We start from the raw sequence: 23,173 nt of genomic DNA on the forward strand, positions 1-23,173 counted from the left end.
CAATTAAAATGTAACCTTGCCCATAACAAGGTATATTAATAAGAAATTTATTGGTTAAAAACTCGTTCTACTGGTATTAATTATAATGCCAACGAGATTTGGGAAGTACTTAGATGCATAAGATATTCTGGGTTTGCACTGTGTTTGTTAGCCTTAAAGCGTTCGCGATACCGGTAACAATTGACGTTGTGAGTCATAACAATACCCCTGTTTTCCAAACTGTCGTTTACCTAGAGCCTGAAGACGATGTTGCCGTTGCCGAAATTAGCAAAGATATTGCGGTCATGGATCAAGTAGACCGTCAATTTATGCCACACATTTTAGCGGTTCAAAAAGGCAGTAAAGTAGTATTTCCTAATTCTGATTCAATCAAACACCATGTTTACTCCTTTTCTCCAACTAAACAATTTGAGTTAAAGTTGTATAAAGGATCAAACGCCGACCCATTGCTGTTTGATAATCAAGGTGAAGTAGAACTCGGTTGTAATGTTCATGATTGGATGCTTGCTTATATTTGGGTGGTAGATACGCCTTATTTTGCAAAAACCACTCAAGATGGAAAAGTAACAATAGACGTTCCTAAAGGTCATTACAAAGTCAAAATTTGGCATCCTAGAATTCAAGATGATTTCGACGCTTTGACCCAAATGATTAATGTTGATGCTCCAACTAGTGCGCGCTTTTCTCTAAAAGAAAAGCTATTACAAGACCTTAGTTTTTATGATCAACAAGCAGATAAACTAACCGATTACGAATAGAGTGTAATGCTAATCAACATGGAACTTTGCTATTGATAGTTAAAAATTACCTTTTGTGCAAAACGTTGATTGCCAACTTTGTGTTTAGCTTGTTGGTATGTATAAGTGTTGTAACACCAGCCGTGGCAAATCAGATTGGCGGCCTAATGCAAATTTACCTTGCTGATGCTGACAGTTGGCAATCGTACCAACATCAAGGTACCGGTATTCTTCGTCACGATGAAAGTAAATTAGGTATTCAACAAGCTCTGTTGCACACAAATTTAGACATAACCTCCAGCGTAAGTGTAGATGCCGTGGCGAATTATTATGCTGACGGTGAACAACATTTCGGGTTTTCTCAAGCGTTTTTAAACTATAAACCTTTAAGCCCTGAAAAAATCAAATTCAAAGGGCGAGCTGGCTTTTTTTACCCACGCTTGTCATTGGAAAATGTCGATGCAGGCTGGCTATCTCCCTACACCTATACCCAATCGGCAATCAATAGCTGGGTAGGAGAAGAAATGCGAACGCTAGGTCTAGAGCTATCATTTTATAGCCCTGGCAGAGCAAGAAGAAGCCCTTGGACGTGGGAGATTGTTGCGGCGACTTTCAAAGGTAATGATCCTCTTGGAACCTTAATAAGTTGGCGCGGCTTTGCGATGCACGACCGACAGTCTCTTAACAATGACAGAGTCAACTTTGCTGCCTACCCGACGGTGATTGATACTGACTTTATATTTCATCCTGACTATGTAGAACCTTTCCATGAACTAGACCGACGTTGGGGGTTTTATACAGGCTTGCATCTGAGCTATTTCAACCAATCAAGCTTTCGTTATTATTATTACGATAATCAAGCTGATCCGTTAGCTGTTAACAGTCAACGACTTTATGGTTGGCGCACTAAATTCCATTCGTTTTCCATGCAACATAAATTAGACGCCAATACACGGCTGATTAGCCAAATTATGACCGGCAGTACTGTAATGGGCGTAAAGTATGTTTACGTGGATTTTGATGCTTGGTATTTAATGCTTAGCCATACAGTATCACAGCACCGAATAAGCCTGCGTTATGACAGGTTTATAGTATCTGAAGATGATGTTTTCCCCACCGACATGAATAACAGTGATGGCTACGGGCTAACTTTAGCTTGGCGCTACGATATTGATGAAAATTGGCAGTTAGGTATAGAGCAGCATTTCAACAAGAATACAGCACAAAACAGAGCCCAATTAGACCTTTCGATAGATGCAAATCAGCAGCAAACTCTATTGGTGGCGCAATTTCGTTGGTAAACGCCTTGCGTAAAACATAAAAAAGCCGGCGTAAAAAGCCGGCTTCAAGCAAATATCAAACAAGCAGGGATTAGAAAAAGGTATAAACCAAAGTGACTGCAGTTTGTGTATCTAGTTTTTCAGTATCATCAGATGCACCAGAGTTATGATCCAAAGTCACACTGAATTTCATAGACAAAGAACCATTTATTGCTGCAGATAACGACGTCACAGATTTAGATTTTGTATTATCTTCACCAACTTCTGTTGATAACAACTGTTTAAAAGTAGCGGTATCTGAGATTTTCCACTGATAATCTAATGCACCACGTACAATCAGACCTTTCTCAGTCTCACCCGCTACAAAATTTCCATCCGCGTCTTCAGTGCTCTGAGTCTTAGAATAAGAATAACCAGGACCGATACTGTATTCAAATGACGACGTTTCGTCTGCCCACAATTTTTGGTTCCAACCTACAGCGACGGTAGATTGATAATCATAACTGCTAAAACGGTCATCTTCGTAAGAACCAAAACCAAATAAACGATGGTCTGGGTTTTCTAGTTTATAGTTAGCCTGACCAGATACGAACCACTTCTGTGCCGTGGTTTGTGTAACAGTTTCTTCATCAACTGTTACTTGGTCTTTTTTGTATAACCCTTCAATAATGAAGTCGTTACTCCATTCTTCTAGTTCTTGATGAGCAGACAACTTACCTTTAACGGAAGTAGTTTCAGTATTACCAGAAGTGACGATTAAGCCAAACTCGCCATCCATGGTAAAAGGTTTAGTTTCTTCTGCGCTTACATTTGCTGCTAGGGCGCAAAATATAACTGAACATAAAACTGATTTTTTCATTCGACTTTCCTGATTTTAATTAAAATAAAAACAGCTGATATTATTATTGTTTTACTGAATATTGGTTGAAACGTTTCAAACCACCAAGATGGTAAACACAAAATGTACCAAGTTGCTGATTCATGGTTATTTTTAGCAATTCAATTAAAAAAACTGATATACCAATGTGACGGAAGTTTGAGTATCTAGTGGTTCGTCCAACTCTTGAGGTGAACGATTATGGGTCATATTAAAAGACAACTTCATAGCCAAAGAACCATTAATTTTTGCCGCCAAAGAAGTTTCCGAAAAAGAGCGTGAAAACTCATCGTCGGTTTCAGTGCTTAAATATTGCCTGAACGTTGCCATATCATTGAATTTTTTCTCGTATTCCATTGCCGCGCGGATTATAACACCAGTTTGATCTAACACATCAGTATTTTCTTTGGCAATCGAGCGCGCATACCCTGGCCCGACACTGTAGGTAAACTCACTCTCTTTATCAGACCATAATTGCTCTGTATAACCCACAGCTAAAGCGGCTTGGTAACGATATGAATTAAATCGATCATCTTCGTATTCACCGTACATGAATAGACGGTTAGTGGGATTTTTTAATTTAAAATCTGATTGCATTGAAACGAAAACATTCTGTGCGCTGGTAACTAATTCACTATTTTCATCAATAACTTGTTCGTTTTGTTTATACAGTACTTTTGCCACGTAACGGTGATGCCATTTAAGCAGATCTTGTTTAGCATTTAACTTACCGGTAACCGTAGTACCTGTGGTATTTCCATCGGCATAGATAACTCCGAACTCACCGTTCATGGTGAAAGAGTCGTGATGTTCAGCAGTCGCATCACCATGAAAAGGTGCATCAGCGAGAAAAAGTGCTCGAATTACATCAGTGCGTGCACTACTGGAAAAACTGATGAAAAGGCAAATGGTGGCGCAAATTAACTTCATATAAACCGATCTAAATTAGAATTTGTTCTATTTTTGCGACATTGTATATAATAACGTAACAATATGCAGCACTAAAATAGATTAAAAATCAAACAAATGCTACTTTCAACCCGTTCCTACATTGCATATCAAAGATATGTCTGCTTTTAGCGACAAGCTTGACGATGTTTAATGCTAGCGAGTTAGTAAGGACTGAAGATAGACATCATTTGGTTTATTTCCTGCTTACTGAAAGTGATAGCATCAACAAGTACTTCAACATCCAAATCTACACTTGCTAAGATCGCTGGATTAATTGTTTCAGGCAGGTTTCCTGGGAAGTTCGTCGCCAGCATATATCCTGCAATGGCAGCCACATGCATAATAGCGACCTCTTTGTTACCCATAGCATAATCTTCATCGGTGATATGCATGATGGGCAATGAAATTTGCGTCGGTAGTTGCCAAAGTTGCAAAATCGTTGAGCTACATTGTGGATAAGTAAATCCGAGTATATTTTTTTGCAGCGCAAATGGCACTGTTGCCTGATCTGCTGGAATACATTTAGCAGCTAACTCAGGACTCTCTTTCGTCACCACCAATTCTGCTAAATTATGCAGTAAACCCAACAAAAAGAACCGATCAGAACCTCTAACTCGCGCTAATTTGGCTAAATGCTTAGCCACTAAACCAGTGAATAAACTCTGTTTCCAAAATCGCTTCAGATCCACATTTTCATCACTCAAAGAGTCGAATGCATCTTTCGCAGTTTCAGCCATAACTAAATTATATAGTGCTTCGCCACCTAGTATGTTTACTGCTTTACCAATGTTATCGACCTGAGAGCGGAATCTAAACAATGGACTATTGGCTAATTTAAGTAATTTGGATGCAAGTGATGGATCTAAGCTAACAAGGTTTCCGATATCTTCGACGTCTGATTGATGATCATCTAACATTTGCCGAATACGCAGACAAATGTCTGGCAGGGCAAATGAGGTGCTAGCTTTTTTTGCGTAATCAATTGCTTGCATAAATACGAATACTTTTGGATGAGATGTGATTGATAGTAGTGGACATTATAGTCATGCTGAACTCAAATTGCGGTTTTTTTTTGTGCATAGTTATGGGTTTTCATATTTAACCAAGGCTTCAGCCGCACTGCTTATCCAACCACAAAAAAAAGTTGATATTTACGTTGTTAGGCGTACGGTATATTTATAACGGTTTGTTAACAGGGAAGCAGGATGGAAGAACTCTCAGGTTTAGATGCAACTTTTCTATTTTTAGAAACTGAAAAAGTCCCGATGCATATAGGTGGCGTATGCATAATGGAAGGATCGATGAAATTCGAAGAGTTTTACGAATTTATGGAAAAACGTATCCATCTAGTTTCAAAGCTCACCGAAAGACTGGTTACCGTTCCCCTAAGCCTAGATAGACCTTACTGGATTGAAGATCCCAATTTCGATTTGAGTTTACATATACGACACATGAAATTACCTGCGCCGGGTTCTTGGAAGGAACTGCGTTATGCTGCATCTCAGCATTTTTCAACATGTCTAGATAGGAGCAGACCGCTTTGGGAATTTATTTTTGTTGAAGGCTTAGACAACGTATCGCAAGTACCGAAAGGATCTGTCGCGATAATAACTAAAGTACACCATTCTGGTTTCGATGGTAAATCAGGTGCAGATTTAATGGCCATGATGTGGGATGTCACTCCCAAACCTCGGCCGGTCCCCGCGAAAGTATCCAAACCCCAAGAAAAGATCCCTGGCGCGATGAACCTTATGGCTCGTAGTGCGTATAACTTAGTTACTATTCCGGGAAAATTGCCGGGATTGTTATGGGATACAGGCAAGGCCACCTTAAAAGCCAGTTATCTGTCCCGTGTACATGGCATTAAAATGCCAACCCTGCCCTTCCGCGCTCCAAAAACGCCATTTAATGGGGTGGTTGAGCAAGAACGTAAATGGAATTCCGCTTTACTCGAAATTGATCGGGTAAAGGCAATACGTAAAGTGGTTGATGGGGCTACCCTAAACGATGTGATATTGGCTATTTGTGGCGGTGCGTTGCGCCAATACCTATTAGCTAAAGGGGAATTGCCTGAGCAACCATTGGTAGCTATGGTGCCTGTCTCTACCCGTTCGAAAGATGAAAAGAACGCGATGGGAAATCAGGTATCAGCCATGTACATCCAATTGGCTACAAATGAGGCAGACCCGATTAAGCGTTTGGAGAAAATCCATGTTAATACCCTAGTTGGTAAGCTGTACCAAGAAGCAATAGACGCTAAAAGTCTAATGGGATACGCAGACTTAATTCCATTCGGTTTAGCTGGTGTAGCTTCACGATTTTATACACGATCAGCGTTAGCCAAGTGGCATAAACCATTTTTCAACTTGGTAATTACAAACGTGCCGGGGCCAAATATTCCGTTGTATCTAGGCGGACACAAGTTACTTACCAATATGGGAACCGGGCCCATTTTTGATGGTATGGGGTTAATTATGCCAGTGCTAAGCTACGACGGGACGATCACAATCAGTCCAACAAGTTCAGCCAATTTGATGCCCGATATAGATGTTTTAACTAAATGCATATTAGATTCCGCTAATGAATTGGAAGCTGCCGTGCAGAAGAAGCAAGCCAACATGGCTGCGTTTAACGCTTTGTTAAATGAAAAATAAAGCACGAAGTATATAACCAAAGAAGTAGAGAGTTTATATGAATAACGAAATAGCGACACTGCCAAACAATCGTCCCAAAAAGCGCCATATGCTCTCGGAGGGCAGATCGCTTTTCGAATTCGGTACAACCAGTTTATTGATGCCTTTATTGCTGCAAGCTCCTCGTGGTGACAAACATCCTGTGATGGTTTTGCCTGGCTTCTTAGCCTCGGATATTTCGACTAAACCTCTACGTACCTTTCTCAAAATGAAAGGTTATAAACCTCATGGTTGGGGCTTAGGAAGAAACCTAGGCACCCACATTGTAGGTGGACAGCATATCGTGAGTGACCAGTTACTCAATAAAGTCATTGAGTTGCATGTCAAACACGATGCCAAGGTCAGCCTTGTGGGCTGGAGTTTGGGTGGCATTTTGGCAAGAGAAATTGCCCGTGTAATTCCTGATTGTGTACGACAAGTTATTTCGTTAGGCAGTCCATTTAATGGCCCTCAGGGTTCTGCCCCCGTAGCGGCTAAAATGTTTGAGATGATAAATGGCGATTTAAATCAACGAGAACCAGATGCAGCACAACGAATTATTCCCCCACCACAGGTTCCAAGTTCAGCTATTTTTTCCCGTAGTGACGGCGTAGCTCACTGGCAATCATGTATCAACTCAAATGAACATTTGCATCCACAATCGGAAAATATTGAGGTGAAAGGTAGCCATATGGGCTTAGGACATAATTCTCAGGTATTGTGGATTGTCGCCAATCGATTAGCGCAAAAAGAAGGCCAATGGCAGCCATTCAGACAAAAAACCTTACATAGAGTTCTGTATCCAAATCCTGATAGGGCATAAATTTGAGTGAAGTAACTAATAGCGAAGAGCTGTTCGCGGACGTAAACGGAATTACGTTGTGTTACCAAACCTTTGGTAACCCAAAAGACAAACCCCTATTGTTGATAATGGGCCTAGCAACTCAAATGATTCATTGGGATCCACGATTTTGTCAAAAATTGGTGGACCAAGGGTATTGGGTGATCCGTTTCGACAATCGCGACATTGGCAGAAGTACCTTATTACAAGGTCAAAAAAAGCCAACCATTTTTTCAGTCGCGGCCAATCAATTGTTTGGTAAAAAGCTGCACGTTCCTTACGATTTACATACGATGGCCGGTGATGCAGTTGCATTATTAGATCATCTAAACATTGCTACCTGCCATTTAGTAGGAGTATCTATGGGTGGAATGATCGCCCAATGTATCGCCATAGATTATCCAAATAGGGTGGCCAGTTTAACCTCTATTATGTCTACTACCGGTAACCGAACGCTACCTAAACCCAAAAAGTCGGTAATGTTAAAAATCATACAGCCGCCGCCTAAAGATCCTAAAGCTTACCTACATTATTCTTTAAAATTATGGAAAATGCTCAATGGTGACTATTTCAATTTTGATAAAAAGAAGATAGCAACACTTATGCAGCACGCCAGAGAACGCTCATTTAACCCTGATGGCGTGTGGCGACAGACCTGTGCAATATTAGCCTCACCTGATCGAACCTCAGCGTTACATAAGATTAAATTACCGAGCCTGGTGATCCATGGTGATTGTGATCCGCTTGTTCCCGTCGAGTGTGGGATAGCCACAGCCGCAGCCATCGAAAATTGTGAACTAGTTATTATTAAAGGTATGGGGCACACATTGCCTGAAGAGGCTTGGGATCAAATCATCAGCAGTATCGCTAAGTTAGCCAATTAACATACAATTACCGCAGTTGAAGTCTGTGGGAAAGGCCGTTACTCATCAAACATGTCTGTTTGCTGAGGTGTTGTTGTTTTAGCATCGCCGTTTTTCCTGCGTGAGGCTATGGCTTTGCGTCTCTGACAAGCTTTTATAATAACCCTTTTGGCATAAGGTGTAGTCTGATTCCAATACAGCCTTTCGTCCCTGCTGCGGAAACATCCCGTACAATAGCCCCCTTTACCTGATTGGCAAACACCGATGCAGGGGCTAGGGATGTCAAAAAACTCGAGTTGATCCACAGTGGCGACTTTTATTCATAAATTCAGATCATTTCCTATAGTTTACACCCTTATTCAAAAGTAGGCGAAATACCAATTATGATTTTAATAATGATCTGAATTCAATTAATCCAATACTATTCTGGATATTGGGCAAATTTAGGTGCCGCTTGGCCATCATCGTACCAAGCAAATTTTTCTTCCCAAAATATATTCGCTTGGGGCGTAATATCTGGAACGCCATCTAAGAAGCCAGCAGGTATGCACAGCATACTGCCATCACGGGTTAAATAAGGCACTTGTGAGCCGCAATCAGAGCAAAAAACATTACTAAAGCGCACCGCATTTGGTAGATCAAAACGTTTTATTTTATCTTCACCACTGTGCCATTGGATATTGTCAGGATCGGTAAATATTAGTGAAGCGAACGCTGAGCCAGTTTTCTTTTGACAGCGATCACAATGACATTGATAAAAACGTTTGTAAGGTCCATGAACCTGACCGGTCACTGCACCACATAAGCAGCTACCTTTAATTTCTTGCGGCATAATAATTCCTCTTATAATAATTTTATTTAGCAAAACGAATCTAGCTCATCCCCCCGCCTAATTATAGAAGCATAAGCTCAGGTGATGATAAAACCAGATAAAACCTGCAGACATAAAAAATGCCAGTTTGCTCAACGCAGACTGGCATTCTTTGTATCGTTCAGAGAATTACTTTTTCTTTGCTTTTGGGTTTGGCAAATCAGTAATACTTCCTTCAAATATTTCAGAAGCTAAACCAATTGATTCATTTAACGTTGGGTGAGCATGAATTGTCAAAGCAACATCTTCAGCATCAGCGCCCATTTCAATGGCTAAACCAATTTCACCTAACATTTCACCCGCATTGATACCGATAATTGCGCCACCGATTACACGGTTAGTGTCTTTTTCGAATATCATTTTAGTCATACCTTCAGTACGACCAGAAGCAATAGCTCGGCCTGAAGCAGCCCAAGGGAAAGAGGCAGTTTCATAACTTACGCCTTGCTCTTTAGCTTCTTTTTCAGTTAATCCTACCCAAGCGACTTCTGGGTCAGTGTAGGCAACTGAAGGAATACATTTAGGATCAAAGTAATGCTTCTTACCAGCAATAACTTCTGCAGCAACATGACCTTCATGTACCGCTTTGTGAGCAAGCATAGGTTGGCCAACAAGGTCACCAATCGCATAGATGTTGCTAACGTTGGTACGCATTTGCTTATCAACGTTAATGAAACCGCGCTCATCTACTTTCACGCCAGCTTTATCGGCTGCAACTAAACTGCCATTTGGACGACGTCCAACTGCCACTAGTACTTTATCGTATCTAACTGGCTCAGCAGGTGCTTGTTTACCTTCAAAAGTAACGTATAAACCGTCGTCTTTAGCTTCAACAGCTGTTACTTTTGTTTCCAACATGACGTTAAATTTGTTTTTAACGTATTTTTGATAAATTTTGATGACGTCTTTGTCAGCAGCTGGAATCAACTGGTCTAAAAACTCAACCACATCAATTTGCGAACCTAGAGAACGATAAACAGTCCCCATTTCCAAACCAATGATACCGCCACCCAAAACTAACATTTTTTCAGGGATATCTTTCATTTCCAACGCGCCTGTAGAATCGATTACTCGATCATCATCGTTTGGAATGAAGGGAAGTGAAACTGGCTCTGAACCAGCAGCTATAATCGCGTTATCAAAAGTAATGGTTGTTTTACCGTCTTTCCCTTCTACTTCAAGGGTATTAGAACCGGTGAATTTACCGTAACCTTGCACAAATTTAACTTTGCGCATTTTAGACATGCCTGACAAACCTTTAGTAAGTTGCCCTACTACACTGTCTTTCCAGCCACGTACTTTATCTAAATCAATTTTAGGCTCACCGAACACAACGCCGTGTGAAGCCATTTCTTTCGCATCATCAATTACTTTAGCTACGTGAAGTAACGCTTTAGAAGGGATACAGCCTACGTTAAGACATACTCCACCTAAGGTTTCACGGGAGTCAATGATGACTGTTTCAATACCTAAATCGGCAGCTCTAAACGCTGCTGAATAACCACCAGGTCCTGCACCTAGCACAACCAGTTGAGTTTTAATTTCGCTCATTATGACCTCAAATTTCGAATTCTATTCTGACAGACCTGTAAAATACTACCTTTGCGACTTTATGTTAGCAAAGTAAAGCACGACTAAACACGAAAAATATCAAAAAAGTGCGCTTCAACATGATTTAAGCAAAAGCGCACTTAATTATGACCTAAAGTAGAATTTGGCGAAGATCAGCCAACACGTTGCTCAAATGAACCGCAAAACGTGCAGCTACAGCACCATCAATCACACGGTGATCGTAAGATAATGACAGCGGTAACATGAGTCTTGGCTCAAAATCTTTACCATTCCACTTTGGTTTCATTTCACTTTTCGAAACACCTAAAATAGCCACATCAGGCGCATTTACGATAGGCGTAAATGCAGTACCACCAATGCCGCCTAAACTAGAGATAGTAAAACAGCTGCCCTGCATATCCGGACCTTTAAGTTTTCCATCTCTGGCTTTGATACTAATTTCAGTAAGTTCTCGAGAAAGTTCGACAATACCTTTTTTATCCACATCACGTACTACAGGAACAACAAGTCCTCCTGGAGTCTCAACAGCAATACCAATATGGTAATACTTTTTCTGGATAAGTGATTCGCCAGATTCAGACAAAGACGTATTGAATACCGGATACGCTTTAAGCGCATCGGCTACCGCTTTCATCATAAAGACTAAAGGTGTAATTTTAACCCCTAGTTTACGTTTTTCAGCGATGACGTTTTGCTCTTTACGGAATTTTTCCAATTCCGTTATATCGGCTTCTTCAAATTGCGTAACATGTGGAATCGTTACCCAATTGCGGTGCAGGTTTGGTCCAGAGATTTTCTGAATTCGCGTTAGTGGAACTTCTTCCACCTCACCAAACTTAGCAAAATCAACTTTCGGTGGAGCTAGTACTTGCAAACCACCTGAACCACTTCCAACAGATGACCCAGGGGTCATTTTAGGACGTGATAATTCGTATTTAACAAAAGATTGCACATCTTCTTTTAAAATACGTTTTTTAGGACCGCTACCAGCAACCTGTGTTAAATCTACACCAAATTCTCTCGCTAAGCGACGCACCGACGGTGAAGCATGAACTTTACCACTGGATTTTTTGTCGGCCGCAGATGGATGATGCGGAACCGGTGGCTTACGGGTATTCTCAGCTCTGGCAGGTGCTGCAGGTGCCGCTTCTTGTTGAGCAGGTGCAGGTGCTGGAGCAGCTGCTTTGGGTGCTGATTTTTCAGTTACCTCTAATGTGATAACCAAACTACCTTCAGATACTTTATCGCCAACCTTTAATTCGACACTTTTAACCGTACCACTTTTCGGTGACGGTACATCCATGGTGGCTTTATCGGTTTCCAAAGTCACCAAGCCTGCTTCAGCTTCTATTTCATCGCCAACCGCAACCAATACTTCAATGACATCAACATCAGTATCACCACCGATGTCAGGTACTTTTACATCAATCACTGAGGTGCTCTGTTCACCCGAGTCAACTTCTTCAGCTGCAGGGGCTTCTGGCGCAGATGCTTGTTGTGCTGGTGCTGGCGATGGTGCCGATTCAGCAGCGCTAGGCGCAGTATCCGCGGCAGAATCTGATGCACCTTGAGTTTCTAATTCAAGTATCAAAGTTCCTTCAGAGACTTTGTCTCCGACTTTGATTTTAAGCGACTTCACCACACCTGCAGCAGGCGAAGGTACGTCCATGGTCGCCTTATCAGTTTCCAAGGTGATTAAACCCGTTTCTGCATCAATCTTATCGCCTTCGGCGACCAGTACCTCAATCACATCAACATCAGTGTCACCACCAATATCAGGCACCTTAACTTCAATCACTTCACTGCTAGCACTTGCAGCAGCGGCTTTAGGTTGTTCTGCCGTTGGTTCTGGTGCTGACTCTGAAGCAGCCGCTTCAGAGGACGCGCCCGCAGCGGCAAGTTTCATGATCAAAGTGTCTTGACTGACTTTGTCACCTACCTTCACCAAAATATCTGCAACCGAACCTGCAAACGGCGCCGGAATATCCATACTGGACTTATCACTTTCAACCGTTATCAGCGACGTTTCTGCTTCGACATCGTCACCTACAGAAACACAGATTTCAATGACTTCAACTTCTTCACCGCCCACATCGGGGACCAATACATCTTTTAAATCTGACATTTTGAGTCCTCCCAATTACGCGTAAAGCGGATTAAGTTTATCGCCATCAATACCAAACTCTTTGATAGCATCTAGCACAACTTTCTTATCAATATCACCGGCTTTGCTTAACTCAGTTAACGCTGCAAGGGCGATAAACTTAGCATCAACCTCGAAATGATGACGCAAGTTAGGACGACTATCAGAACGACCGAAACCGTCGGTCCCTAGTACTTTATATTGACCTGGCACAAATGCACGAACTTGGTCAGCATAGTTTTTAACGTAGTCGGTCGCAGCAATAGTCGGGCCGTCAAACCCTTCTTCAAGCACGCTAGTGATATAAGGTACTTTGGCTTTTTTGTCTGGGTTTAGCATATTAAAGTGTTCGCAGTCTAAACCATCACGAGCCAATTCATTAAATGAAGGTACACTGAATACTTCAGAGGCAACTGAGAACTTATCTTTCAACAGTTGCGCAGCTTCACGAACTTGCAACAAAATAGTACCAGAACCAAGCAACTTAACTTTCTTCTTGCTCTTAGCTGTACCTACTTTTTCAAGAGAATAAATACCTTTAATAATTCCCTCTTCGGCACCCTTAGGCATTTCTGGCTGAACGTAGTTTTCGTTCATTACGGTTAGGTAATAGAATACATTCTCATGATTCTCACCCATGCGACGTAAACCGTCTTGCACAATCACAGCTACTTCATAACCATAAGTTGGATCGTAAGTTACACAGTTTGGAATCAAAGCCGCTTGTACATGGCTGTGTCCATCTTGGTGTTGCAGACCTTCACCATTTAGTGTGGTTCTACCTGCTGTTCCACCAACTAAGAAACCTCTAGCCTGACTATCACCCGCAGCCCAAGCCATATCACCCACACGTTGGAAACCAAACATGGAGTAATAAATGTAGACCGGAATCATAGGTAGGTTATTGGTTGAATAAGAAGTACCGGCAGCTAACCAAGATGCCATAGCACCAAGTTCGTTAATACCTTCTTGTAACACCTGACCTTTTTTATCTTCGCGATAATAGGCTACTTGATCGGCATCTTGAGGAACGTATTTTTGTCCCTGACTAGAATAGATACCTACCTGGCGGAACAAACCTTCCATACCAAAAGTACGGGCTTCATCTGGAATAATTGGTACGATACGGCTACCAATTTGTTTGTCTTTGAGCATCACGGTTAATACGCGAACAAACGCCATAGTAGTGGAGATTTCACGCTCCCCTGACCCTTTAGTGATTGCTTCAAACGCTTTTAACGGTATCGCTGGTAAATCTTCAGTACTGTCCGCTAAACGGGTTGGCATATAACCAAACAGCTTTTCTCTACGGCGTCTGAGATAAGTCAATTCAGGGCTATCTTCAGAAAACTTGTAATAAGGTAAGTTTTCAAGATCGTCATCAGCAACTGGAATATTGAAACGGTCGCGATATTGACGAACCGCATCTATGTCCATTTTCTTGACGTTGTGAGCAATGTTTTTGCCTTCACCAGCTGAACCTAAACCGTAACCTTTAACGGTTTTAGCTAGGATAACCTGAGGACGACCTTGTGTTTCTGAAGCACGTTTGTATGCAGCATAAACTTTTACTGGGTCGTGTCCACCACGATTCAAGCGCCAAATATCGTCATCTGACATGTTTGACACCATGTCTTTTAACTCTGGGTACTTACCAAAGAAGTTTTCGCGAGTGTAAGCGCCACCTTTGGCTTTGTAATTCTGGTATTCACCGTCGACAGTTTCATTCATTACATCGAGTAACTTGCCAGAGGTATCCCGTGCCAATAGAGGATCCCAATAACGTCCCCAAATGACTTTAATCACTTCCCAACCAGCACCGCGGAAAGTCCCTTCTAATTCTTGGATAATTTTACCATTACCACGAACAGGACCATCAAGACGTTGCAAATTACAGTTGATGACAAATGTTAAGTTATCTAGCCCTTCACGAGAGGCTAGACCAATAGCACCTAAACTTTCAGGCTCATCAACTTCACCATCGCCCATGAAACACCATACACGCTGTTCTGAACAATCTTTTAGTCCACGATTAGTGAGGTATTTTAAGAAGCGAGCTAGATAGATAGCCTGCATTGGACCTAAGCCCATAGATACAGTTGGGAACTGCCAAAAATCAGGCATTAACTTAGGATGAGGATAAGAGGAGATCCCCTTGCCATCCACTTCCTGACGGAAACCATCAAGCTGATCTTCAGTTAAACGACCTTCAATGTATGCGCGAGAATAAATTCCAGGAGAAACATGGCCCTGAACAAATAAATAGTCGCCGCCATCTTTTTCGTTTGGCGCACGGAAAAAGTGGTTAAAACCGACATCATAAAGCATAGCTGAAGATGCAAAACTTGATATATGGCCACCTAGCTCCAAATCTTTCTTAGAGCCGCGTAAAACCATCATCATTGCATTCCAACGAATTGCTTGACGAATTTTAGCTTCAATCGTTTGATCCCCAGGCATGGTCGGTTCTTGACCTGCGGGAATGGTGTTTATATAGGCAGTGGTAGCTGTGTACGGCAGGTAAGCACCATTACGGCGAGCCTTTTCGATCAAGCTTTCTAATAAGTAGTGAGCGCGTTCCACACCCTCTTCTTCAAGTACTGCGTCTAGTGCTTCTATCCATTCCTGGGTTTCTTGTGGATCCACATCCGGATGCATCATATCAGCCATGGTGCTTTCCTTTAGTTAGTTTAAAGTTAAAATTTACTGACCGAGAAAATAAAGAATAGTTTAAATTTATATTCTTTTCTTTCAGTTCAGTAAGTAAATTACATAAATTAGCAATATTAACAATGCCAATAAGGTTATTTCTGTATTTCAATTCTTCTAAGTGCCCGTTGAATTCTGGTATCTTGTCGGTTTATTTCTAACAAGATATCTTCAATGAACGCCAAGTGTTCATTGCTTGCTTGCCTAGCAGTTTCCGGGTCACGAGAAACTATTCCAGCCAATATTTTTTCACGTTGTTTATGAATGATGTCAGTGACATCGTCTCTAATCGCTAACATTTCAAAGTTAGCTTTAATATTTTCCTGCAACATCGACTTCAAGCTACGCATAACATGCACTAACACCAAATTGTGTGAGGCTTTAGCCATGGCGAGATAAAAATCTACCAAGGCTTTAGATAAATCTGTTTTGTCTGATTTTTTAGAAAGCTCCGAAATGGACGCTAGTGCTTCTTCTAATTTAACGTAGTCTTCTGGCTGGCCTCGCAGCGCAGCATAATATGCAGCCATGCCTTCTAAAGCATGACGAAATTCGAGTAAATCAAATTGAGTTTCAGGTCGTTTAGCAATTAGATCCAGAAGAGGATCGGTAACCGATGCAGTAAGATTACGCTTAACAAAGGTACCACCGCCTTGCTTGCGTAACAGCAAACCGCGAGCTTCTAAATTTTGAATCGCTTCACGTAATGACGGTCTAGATACGGCGAAATTCTCGGCGAGCTCACGTTCCGAAGGTAACTTTTGACCAGCTAATAAACGCCCATCAATGATCATCGATTCAAGCTGTTCAGTGATCACATCAGAAAGTTTTCTCGACTGTATGCGTTGCATATTTGCGTGTGCTTCCTCAAAAAATGTTAGGACCTGCCATATTTTTAGGACTCGCCATAGTGTTAATTAGCAAAAAACTTAGTTTGCTACACCCCACACTGCAAATTGGTAAGACCATTTTACCTAATAGGTTAGACTAGTTATTTAATTACGTAAACCTTTTACCTAAAAAACTTGTTCAATGATTCTGTTAATTAAATTCGAAAATTGTTAAACAACGTATTTTTAAAGGCCTTTAAAGCGAGGTCAGACCATTACATTCAATGATAGCATTTAGGGTGTTTAATTTACCTCAACCAACCAGAAAGCGATAACACTGATATTAAGACCACTAAAAACATCACATTTCGTTTGGCTAAACGCACCAAAGTGCAAGGCTCTTCAGTATAGTCCTCTTTGTTAATATCGACTTCTTCTGCGGCGTCGGCGACTTTGCATAAAAGTTCTTTTGCCGAAACATTAAGGTCAAATAAATACTTCAACCAAATTGGCAATGCGCGAGAAAAGTGCCCCATCAGCAACAACCCTAAAGCGGTAATTCTTGCAGGTAGCCAATCAAGAATAGCCATTAATTGTTGGGCTATGCTTAATTCATTTTGAAACTCTGTTTTGTAAGCATGAGTTGTGCTTCTTGCCAAAACATACATAACCGCACCCGCAGGGCCAAGCAACGCGAACCAAATAATCACCGCCGCATAATGTTGATAGTTCAACCATACCAATTCTTGGCCAAATGAGCCTGGGCTGTCTCCACTGTGGCCCAACTGATCGGCATACATAGTACAAGCCTGAAAATCACCTCGATTAGCCGCTTGCAGATAACATTTGTACACATCTCGCAAATTGGGACAGCCTATACATACCATCAAAATCGCGGTATCAAGAATGAGTCTAGTCAAAGCGTTATCAACGCTATTGATTAATATTAGAAGGATTAGCGCAGGAAGAATAACCACCGCTAAAAAACTGGCAGTGGACATATCTTCAGAAAAGATATTTTTTCTCATTAAAAAACGTTGATAAAGGCCATTATAGAAACTCTCTCGCCAATACTTGGTTTGAGTGGCTACACGTTCTGCCATCAAAACCACAATCAAGCTAATTAATGTCATGTAACTTCCTTCTATTTATTATATTCATTATAAAAAAGTGTTTGCTGCAAAAAAGCGCTGCAGGCCTCGGCCTTATATGCTCTTGCTGAAACTAATCTGTTGCCTAAAGCCTGGCCAATCAAAACTCACCCCAGGATCAGTTTTACGTCCTGGAGCAATATCATTATGGCCGACGATTCTACCTATAGTAATTAATGGGTATTTTTCAACAATAACGTTAGTGACTTGAATCAATGCTGCATATTGCTGTTCACTATATGCGGTATTATCTGTCCCTTCCAACTCAATGCCAATTGAAAAATCATTGCATCTGGTACGACCTTGAAAGGACGAAACACCAGCATGCCAAGCGCGTTCTTCGAATCCTACAAATTGGATAATTTGACCGTCTCGTCGAATCAACAAATGAGATGACACCCGCATCTGATATATTTGTTCAAATATAGGATGGCTGTGAGGCTGAAGTTTTCCAGCAAAAAAATCTAAAATATGCGGGCCGCCGAATTCACCGGGAGGCAATGATATATTGTGGATTACCAATAGACTGATATCATGGTTCGCTGGTCTGCAATCAAAATGCTCACATTCAGAACGTTGAACCGAATCTAGCCAACCCGCGTTTATTTGCAATCTGGTGTCTGAGACCATATATAAAAATAGCCGTTAATATATAAGCGATAAAGAAGCAGCATAGCAGGGTATAGAATGGAACAAAATCAATCACCAGCGGAAAACTCCACTAAAATAGGAAAATGGATGTTTTTTGCGTTTTGGATAGTCGGTCTGTTGCTGCTATCGCTATTTTTTGGTGATCGTTTAGAAAAACAAAAAAATCCAAATCAAAATCCGCAAAGTCAGCTAAACAACGGTGCCGCTGAAGTTAAGCTCAAGCGCAATCGTATGGGCCATTATGTAGCCAGTGGCCTGATTAATGGACAACCTGTTACCTTTTTATTAGATACAGGCGCAACCAATGTATCTGTTCCAGCTCATTTGGCCAATGAATTAGGTTTAGTCGGTGGCGCTAGATACTCCGTTTCAACCGCTAACGGCAATGTGACTGTAGCGCAAACTAACATCCAACAACTTGACTTAGGCTCGATCCGAATAAACGACGTGCGTGCCAGTATCAACCCCGGTATGTTAAGTGATGAAATTCTGTTAGGTATGAGTGTACTCAAACAGTTGGAATTTACTCAACGTGGTGATTGGTTAATACTGCGACATTAACGATATTAAATAGATTACCTCTTGGCTAATCTGCGATTACTTTACTTGTGTGACTTATATATGAATCAAAACTCGATAATAAAAGATGTTGAGCAAGCGCTTGACGAGGATTTAAATGGCTTAGGCCCAATAGATGGAGACATTACCGCGGCATTAATTAGTAATGATGTGATGGTAAAAGCATCTATTCTAACCCGAGAAGACTGTACAATATGCGGTATACAATGGGCAACTGAAACCTTTAGACAAGTTAACCCAGACATTACAGTCAATTGGTTAGTGGCCGACGGAGATGTGTGTGAGGCCAATCAAATATTCTGTGAGCTCTCCGGTTCTGCCCGTTCCATACTAACCGCTGAACGTACTGCGCTTAATTTTTTACAAACATTATCTGGAACTGCAACCACGGCGAAAGCCTACGTTGATTTACTCGCGGGTAGCGGGATTACCTTATTAGACACCCGTAAAACCATACCTGGTATGCGCATGGCACAGAAATATGCGGTAAAATGCGGTGGTGCCGAAAATCATCGTATTGGTTTATTTGATGCTTTCCTTATAAAAGAAAACCACATATTGGCGTGCGGCTCTATTGCCAACGCAGTTAAACAAGCGCGCCAAAATATGCCGCAAGCCAAGGTGGAAGTGGAAGTGGAAAGCCTCGAAGAGCTGAAACAGGCGATAGATGCAAGGGCAGATATTGTGATGTTGGATAATTTTGATCACGAAATGCTTAGTCAAGCAGTATTGATCAATCAAAAAACAGTGAAATTGGAAGTTTCGGGCAATATAACCGAAGAAAAATTGCATAATTTGCGGGGAATAGGTATAGATTTTGTGTCATCAGGGGCTTTAACCAAGGATGTCAAATCAATTGATTTATCTCTTAGAATCAATTAGTTAACTATTTATAGACGGCAAAATTGTTTGATGAAAGAGACTTGAGTATATTTCTGCATACTTGTCAGTAACGGATCTCGTTCTATACTGATTATGAATTCAACGAGGACGCCATCAAACGCAAACGTAGTTGTGGCAACAAACAACTTAACTAATTATTTTACAGTAACTTAAATCGCACTCAATGGTGCAGGAGATAAATACCATGAAAATGACTCAAATGACTAACAACAAAGGTTTTACACTAATTGAATTGATGATCGTTGTAGCGATTATCGGTATTCTTGCAGCCATCGCATTACCTGCTTACCAAGGGTACACAGATAAAGCGAAATTCTCAGAAATTACTAACTCAACTGCTGCAGCAAAATCAGCTGTTGAAGTATGTGCTCAAGTAAATAACTCAGTAACTGGTTGTACTGGTGGTACTAATGGTATCCCAACTAACATAACAGCTACAGCAACTCTAAACGGGTTAGTTACTACAGACGGCGAAATTGTTGCAACATTTAAAGCTGATAGTTCATCATTAGCTGGTAGTACATTCACTATGACCCCTACCCTTGCCAGTGGTCGTGTTGAATGGACTGCAGTATGTAACCCAACTACTCTTTGCTAATACATAGCTAGTCGAATAAGATTTAAAGCCCAGGTTGTCTGGGCTTTTTGGTTTAAACAATAGGGTATTTAGGTGTAACAATGGCTAAGACTGCGGAAATTTATACCTGGAATGGGGTCGATAAAAAAGGCCACAACCGTAAAGGTGAGATCAGCGCTGTTTCTTTATCTGAAGCAAAAAATATGCTGCGCCGCCAAGGCGTTTCTGCCACCAAGGTCAAAAAGCTAGCCAAACCCTTATTTGGTAAAAAAGATAAAGTTTCTGCCCAAGATATCAGTGTCGTATCTCGGCAAATCGCCACCATGCTTGGGGCGGGTGTTACATTAATTCAAACCATCGACATGATCGCCCAAGGTCACGCAAAACAGAGCATGCGTCGAATGCTTACCGAGATTGCCGATGAAGTAAAAGCCGGCAATCCGTTATCTAGCGCACTTAGGAAACATCCAAATCAATTCGAAGACTTGTATTGTGATTTGGTTGAAACCGGTGAACAATCCGGTGCACTTGAAACCATCTATGACCGTATTGCTACCTACAAAGAAAAAGCCGAAGCGCTAAAATCGAAAATCAAAAAAGCCATGTTCTACCCTATTGCGGTAGTAGTAGTCGCCTTTATTGTGACCACTATTTTGCTGGTATTTGTGGTACCTCAATTTGAAGAGATTTTTAGCAGTTTTGGTGCAGAGCTACCGGCATTTACCCTTTTTGTATTGGCTATTTCCCAGTTTGTGCAGGATTTTGGTATTTTTATCGCCGCCGGTGTCGCGATTGCCGCGGTGCTCTTTATCCGCGCCCATAAAAAGTCACGAAACTTACGAGACAGTGTCGATAAAAAAATACTGAAAATTCCGGTAATTGGTGAAATCCTGAAAAAAGCCTCAATCGCTCGATTTACCCGTACACTTGCAACCACCTTTGCTGCTGGTGTGCCTTTGATTGGCGCATTGGACTCAGCTGCTGGCGCTTCGGGCAATGCAGTTTTTCGGGATGCTATATTATTTATTAAGCGGGAAGTTGCTGGCGGTATGCAAATGAACACCGCGATGCGCGCAACAGGCGTGTTTCCAGACATGGTGACGCAAATGATTGCCATCGGTGAAGAGTCTGGGGCAGTGGATGATATGCTCAGTAAAATTGCTACTATTTACGAAGCCGAAGTAGATGACATGGTTGACGGCTTAACCAGTTTGTTAGAGCCGATGATTATGGCTGTTTTAGGGGTGGTCATTGGTGGTTTGATTGTCGCTATGTATTTACCAATCTTCCAAATGGGTAACGTGGTTTAGCAAAAGCCAGACTCACGTTATATAATTCGTATTATGATTGCTAGAAAGGTTTCTACCTAAAGACTTTTCTGGCAAGCTTAAACAAAATGATTTTTCATAATAATAAAGTGCCTATATATGCCTGCGATGTTTGAGCTCTTAGCCGATTCACCCCTATTTTTTGTTAGTTTTGTCTTTGTCGTCAGTTTATTGGTAGGCAGTTTTTTAAATGTGGTTATTTACCGCTTGCCGGTAATGATGGAAAGAGGTTGGAAACAAGAGTATCAACAATATTTCCAGCCAGAATCAGCAGAACAAGCCTCTTCAGAAACGTTCAATTTAATTAAACCTGACTCAACTTGCCCTAAGTGCCAACATAAAATAAGAGCTTGGGAGAATATTCCAGTGATTAGCTGGCTTTTTCTTAAGGGAAAATGCAGCCAGTGCAAAAATCCAATTTCATTTCGCTACCCTGCCGTTGAGTTGCTGACTGCTTTAGCCAGCATGGCAATAGCCTGGCATTTTGGTTTCGGATGGCAAGCCGCCGCCGCAGTGTTACTGACTTGGTGCCTGATTGCGTTAATTTTTATTGATATCGATAAAATGTTGTTACCGGATCAAATTACCCTGCCAGTTTTATGGTTAGGTCTAGTATTCAGTACCACGGGCTTATTTGTAAGTCCTATCGACGCCATAATTGGAGCGGCAGCAGGTTACCTAAGTCTGTGGAGTGTTTACTGGCTGTTTAAGTTACTCACAGGCAAAGAAGGAATGGGTTACGGTGATTTTAAATTGCTCGCAGCCTTAGGTGCTTGGGTGGGTTGGCAATACCTTCCGATCATCATATTACTTTCATCTTTTGTTGGTGCAATTATAGGAATTAGCTATTTATTGATCAAAGGAAAAGATAAAGGCAGCCATATTCCTTTTGGTCCGTACTTGGCGATTGCCGGTTGGCTGACGTTAATTTATGGCAAAGATATAGCTAACTGGTATTGGAGTTGGGCAATAGCATGAGTGATTACGTAGTTGGATTGACTGGCGGAATTGGCAGTGGCAAAACCGCCGTTTCAGATTTATTTGCTGATTTAGGCATCGATGTAATAGACGCTGATGTGTTGGCCCGTCAAGTGGTTGAACTAGGTAGTCCGGCTTTGCATTTGATTGCGCAAAAATTTGGGAAAGATTCGCTTTTAAGTGACGGAAATCTAAACCGCCAATATATTCGAGAGATAGTATTTTCTGATCCCTTATTGAAAACTTGGTTAGATAACCTACTGCATCCATTAATTCGCCAAAATATGCAACGTCAATTAAAACAGGCTAAGTCTCCATATTGTATCCTTGCCGTTCCCTTGTTGATCGAAAATAACATGATGGCAATGGTCAATCGGGTTTTGGTGGTCGATGTTAGTGAAGACATTCAGTTGCAACGGGCAGCAAACCGAGACCAACAGTCTCAACAGCAAATTAAAAACATAATGGCTAACCAAGTCTCTCGTAAGGTGCGGTTAAAGCATGCCGACGATGTAATCGATAATAATGGCCCAGTTGATAATTTAACAAACCAAGTAAGCCAATTGCACAAGCAATATTTATTGCAAGCGAACAATCAACTGGCCTTGATTTAAACAAATAAAACATTGACAGTACTGTGTATTAAAAACCAAATATTGA

Annotated in this window: 22 protein-coding genes; 11 read left to right on the forward strand and 11 right to left on the reverse strand. The window is 41.3% G+C overall.

What is annotated here, in order from left to right:
• Positions 1–113 precede the first annotated feature (113 nt).
• Both KO530_RS04450 and KO530_RS04455 read left to right on the forward strand, forming a co-directional pair.
• Positions 114–758 (forward strand): methylamine utilization protein, encoded by a 645-nt coding sequence (locus KO530_RS04450; RefSeq protein WP_216047197.1) that lies wholly within the window; start codon positions 114–116, stop codon positions 756–758.
• A 146-nt stretch (positions 759–904) separates the two neighbouring features.
• Positions 905–2,038 carry a hypothetical protein gene (locus tag KO530_RS04455; RefSeq protein WP_252728825.1) on the forward strand — a complete coding sequence of 378 codons (1,134 nt, stop codon included), beginning with the start codon at positions 905–907 and terminating at the stop codon, positions 2,036–2,038.
• A 70-nt stretch (positions 2,039–2,108) separates the two neighbouring features.
• Here KO530_RS04455 and KO530_RS04460 read toward each other — a convergent pair whose 3' ends face one another.
• From KO530_RS04460 to KO530_RS04470, 3 genes are all read right to left on the reverse strand, one after another.
• The gene (locus KO530_RS04460) at positions 2,109–2,876 is read right to left on the reverse strand and encodes a DUF481 domain-containing protein (protein WP_216047198.1); all 768 of its coding nucleotides are present in this window, start codon (positions 2,874–2,876) and stop codon (positions 2,109–2,111) included.
• Between the two features lie 144 nt (positions 2,877–3,020).
• Complete coding sequence (locus KO530_RS04465) at positions 3,021–3,824, reverse strand: DUF481 domain-containing protein (protein ID WP_216047199.1); 804 nt, start codon at positions 3,822–3,824, stop codon at positions 3,021–3,023.
• A gap of 182 nt (positions 3,825–4,006) precedes the next feature.
• Positions 4,007–4,837, reverse strand: coding sequence for an HDOD domain-containing protein (locus KO530_RS04470; protein ID WP_216047200.1), 831 nt, complete (start codon positions 4,835–4,837; stop codon positions 4,007–4,009).
• A gap of 213 nt (positions 4,838–5,050) precedes the next feature.
• Between KO530_RS04470 and KO530_RS04475 the strand changes: the two genes are divergently transcribed.
• Genes KO530_RS04475 through KO530_RS04485 form a run of 3 tightly spaced genes read left to right on the forward strand, consistent with a single transcriptional unit; the run spans position 5,051 to position 8,242 of the window.
• Positions 5,051–6,499, forward strand: a complete 1,449-nt coding sequence (locus KO530_RS04475) for a WS/DGAT/MGAT family O-acyltransferase (RefSeq protein WP_216047201.1) — start codon at positions 5,051–5,053, stop codon at positions 6,497–6,499.
• A gap of 37 nt (positions 6,500–6,536) precedes the next feature.
• Entirely contained in the window at positions 6,537–7,340 is an 804-nt protein-coding gene (locus tag KO530_RS04480; RefSeq protein WP_216047202.1) for a hypothetical protein, read from the forward strand.
• A 2-nt stretch (positions 7,341–7,342) separates the two neighbouring features.
• A complete protein-coding gene (locus KO530_RS04485; protein WP_252728827.1) occupies positions 7,343–8,242 on the forward strand; it encodes an alpha/beta fold hydrolase in 900 nt (299 codons plus the stop codon).
• A gap of 38 nt (positions 8,243–8,280) precedes the next feature.
• On the opposite strand, the gene KO530_RS04490 is transcribed toward KO530_RS04485, so the two are convergent.
• The 8 genes from KO530_RS04490 to ampD form a co-directional block, all read right to left on the reverse strand.
• Positions 8,281–8,526 carry a DUF1289 domain-containing protein gene (locus tag KO530_RS04490; RefSeq protein WP_216047203.1) on the reverse strand — a complete coding sequence of 82 codons (246 nt, stop codon included), beginning with the start codon at positions 8,524–8,526 and terminating at the stop codon, positions 8,281–8,283.
• A 116-nt stretch (positions 8,527–8,642) separates the two neighbouring features.
• Complete coding sequence (locus tag KO530_RS04495; RefSeq protein ID WP_216047204.1) at positions 8,643–9,053, reverse strand: GFA family protein; 411 nt, start codon at positions 9,051–9,053, stop codon at positions 8,643–8,645.
• Between the two features lie 168 nt (positions 9,054–9,221).
• The gene (gene lpdA / locus KO530_RS04500; RefSeq protein ID WP_216047205.1) at positions 9,222–10,643 is read right to left on the reverse strand and encodes a dihydrolipoyl dehydrogenase; all 1,422 of its coding nucleotides are present in this window, start codon (positions 10,641–10,643) and stop codon (positions 9,222–9,224) included.
• A gap of 151 nt (positions 10,644–10,794) precedes the next feature.
• On the reverse strand, positions 10,795–12,789 hold the full coding sequence (aceF, locus tag KO530_RS04505) for a dihydrolipoyllysine-residue acetyltransferase (protein WP_216047206.1): 1,995 nt from the start codon (positions 12,787–12,789) through the stop codon (positions 10,795–10,797).
• Positions 12,790–12,804: 15 nt separating this feature from the next.
• The gene (gene aceE / locus KO530_RS04510; protein WP_216047207.1) at positions 12,805–15,477 is read right to left on the reverse strand and encodes a pyruvate dehydrogenase (acetyl-transferring), homodimeric type; all 2,673 of its coding nucleotides are present in this window, start codon (positions 15,475–15,477) and stop codon (positions 12,805–12,807) included.
• Between the two features lie 134 nt (positions 15,478–15,611).
• Positions 15,612–16,367 carry a pyruvate dehydrogenase complex transcriptional repressor PdhR gene (gene pdhR / locus KO530_RS04515; protein ID WP_216047208.1) on the reverse strand — a complete coding sequence of 252 codons (756 nt, stop codon included), beginning with the start codon at positions 16,365–16,367 and terminating at the stop codon, positions 15,612–15,614.
• 287 nt (positions 16,368–16,654) lie between these two features.
• Complete coding sequence (gene ampE / locus KO530_RS04520) at positions 16,655–17,479, reverse strand: beta-lactamase regulator AmpE (RefSeq protein ID WP_216047210.1); 825 nt, start codon at positions 17,477–17,479, stop codon at positions 16,655–16,657.
• 72 nt (positions 17,480–17,551) lie between these two features.
• Positions 17,552–18,127, reverse strand: a complete 576-nt coding sequence (gene ampD / locus KO530_RS04525) for a 1,6-anhydro-N-acetylmuramyl-L-alanine amidase AmpD (protein ID WP_216047211.1) — start codon at positions 18,125–18,127, stop codon at positions 17,552–17,554.
• Between the two features lie 57 nt (positions 18,128–18,184).
• Here ampD and KO530_RS04530 point away from each other — a divergent pair, with 57 nt between their 5' ends.
• The 6 genes from KO530_RS04530 (at position 18,185) to coaE (ending at position 23,127) form a co-directional block, all read left to right on the forward strand.
• A complete protein-coding gene (locus KO530_RS04530; protein ID WP_216047212.1) occupies positions 18,185–18,709 on the forward strand; it encodes a retropepsin-like aspartic protease family protein in 525 nt (174 codons plus the stop codon).
• A 60-nt stretch (positions 18,710–18,769) separates the two neighbouring features.
• A complete protein-coding gene (gene nadC / locus KO530_RS04535; protein ID WP_216047213.1) occupies positions 18,770–19,609 on the forward strand; it encodes a carboxylating nicotinate-nucleotide diphosphorylase in 840 nt (279 codons plus the stop codon).
• Between the two features lie 205 nt (positions 19,610–19,814).
• A complete protein-coding gene (locus KO530_RS04540) occupies positions 19,815–20,228 on the forward strand; it encodes a pilin (RefSeq protein ID WP_289847860.1) in 414 nt (137 codons plus the stop codon).
• 80 nt (positions 20,229–20,308) lie between these two features.
• The gene (locus tag KO530_RS04545) at positions 20,309–21,517 is read left to right on the forward strand and encodes a type II secretion system F family protein (RefSeq protein ID WP_216047214.1); all 1,209 of its coding nucleotides are present in this window, start codon (positions 20,309–20,311) and stop codon (positions 21,515–21,517) included.
• A 117-nt stretch (positions 21,518–21,634) separates the two neighbouring features.
• A complete protein-coding gene (locus KO530_RS04550) occupies positions 21,635–22,513 on the forward strand; it encodes a prepilin peptidase (RefSeq protein WP_216047215.1) in 879 nt (292 codons plus the stop codon).
• Positions 22,510–23,127 (forward strand): dephospho-CoA kinase, encoded by a 618-nt coding sequence (gene coaE, locus KO530_RS04555; RefSeq protein ID WP_216047217.1) that lies wholly within the window; start codon positions 22,510–22,512, stop codon positions 23,125–23,127. The genes KO530_RS04550 and coaE overlap by 4 nt, the downstream gene beginning before the upstream one ends.
• The last annotated feature ends 46 nt before the right edge of the window (positions 23,128–23,173 follow it).

Source organism: Aliiglaciecola lipolytica (assembly GCF_018860635.1).
Taxonomy (GTDB): Bacteria; Pseudomonadota; Gammaproteobacteria; order Enterobacterales; family Alteromonadaceae; genus Aliiglaciecola; species Aliiglaciecola lipolytica_A.

What these genes read in the sequence shown, in the direction of transcription:
- KO530_RS04545 (WP_216047214.1), top strand. Translation starts at nt 20,309, where the DNA reads ATGGCTAAGACTGCGGAAATTTATACCTGGAATGGGGTCGATAAAAAA.
- KO530_RS04495 (WP_216047204.1), bottom strand. Translation starts at nt 9,053, where the DNA reads ATGCCGCAAGAAATTAAAGGTAGCTGCTTATGTGGTGCAGTGACCGGT.
- KO530_RS04480 (WP_216047202.1), top strand. Translation starts at nt 6,537, where the DNA reads ATGAATAACGAAATAGCGACACTGCCAAACAATCGTCCCAAAAAGCGC.
- KO530_RS04530 (WP_216047212.1), top strand. Translation starts at nt 18,185, where the DNA reads ATGGAACAAAATCAATCACCAGCGGAAAACTCCACTAAAATAGGAAAA.
- ampE (WP_216047210.1), bottom strand. Translation starts at nt 17,479, where the DNA reads ATGACATTAATTAGCTTGATTGTGGTTTTGATGGCAGAACGTGTAGCC.
- lpdA (WP_216047205.1), bottom strand. Translation starts at nt 10,643, where the DNA reads ATGAGCGAAATTAAAACTCAACTGGTTGTGCTAGGTGCAGGACCTGGT.
- KO530_RS04475 (WP_216047201.1), top strand. Translation starts at nt 5,051, where the DNA reads ATGGAAGAACTCTCAGGTTTAGATGCAACTTTTCTATTTTTAGAAACT.
- KO530_RS04450 (WP_216047197.1), top strand. Translation starts at nt 114, where the DNA reads ATGCATAAGATATTCTGGGTTTGCACTGTGTTTGTTAGCCTTAAAGCG.
- KO530_RS04465 (WP_216047199.1), bottom strand. Translation starts at nt 3,824, where the DNA reads ATGAAGTTAATTTGCGCCACCATTTGCCTTTTCATCAGTTTTTCCAGT.
- aceF (WP_216047206.1), bottom strand. Translation starts at nt 12,789, where the DNA reads ATGTCAGATTTAAAAGATGTATTGGTCCCCGATGTGGGCGGTGAAGAA.
- nadC (WP_216047213.1), top strand. Translation starts at nt 18,770, where the DNA reads ATGAATCAAAACTCGATAATAAAAGATGTTGAGCAAGCGCTTGACGAG.
- pdhR (WP_216047208.1), bottom strand. Translation starts at nt 16,367, where the DNA reads ATGCAACGCATACAGTCGAGAAAACTTTCTGATGTGATCACTGAACAG.
- KO530_RS04460 (WP_216047198.1), bottom strand. Translation starts at nt 2,876, where the DNA reads ATGAAAAAATCAGTTTTATGTTCAGTTATATTTTGCGCCCTAGCAGCA.
- coaE (WP_216047217.1), top strand. Translation starts at nt 22,510, where the DNA reads ATGAGTGATTACGTAGTTGGATTGACTGGCGGAATTGGCAGTGGCAAA.
- KO530_RS04455 (WP_252728825.1), top strand. Translation starts at nt 905, where the DNA reads ATGCAAATTTACCTTGCTGATGCTGACAGTTGGCAATCGTACCAACAT.
- ampD (WP_216047211.1), bottom strand. Translation starts at nt 18,127, where the DNA reads ATGGTCTCAGACACCAGATTGCAAATAAACGCGGGTTGGCTAGATTCG.
- KO530_RS04470 (WP_216047200.1), bottom strand. Translation starts at nt 4,837, where the DNA reads ATGCAAGCAATTGATTACGCAAAAAAAGCTAGCACCTCATTTGCCCTG.
- KO530_RS04550 (WP_216047215.1), top strand. Translation starts at nt 21,635, where the DNA reads ATGCCTGCGATGTTTGAGCTCTTAGCCGATTCACCCCTATTTTTTGTT.
- aceE (WP_216047207.1), bottom strand. Translation starts at nt 15,477, where the DNA reads ATGGCTGATATGATGCATCCGGATGTGGATCCACAAGAAACCCAGGAA.
- KO530_RS04540 (WP_289847860.1), top strand. Translation starts at nt 19,815, where the DNA reads ATGAAAATGACTCAAATGACTAACAACAAAGGTTTTACACTAATTGAA.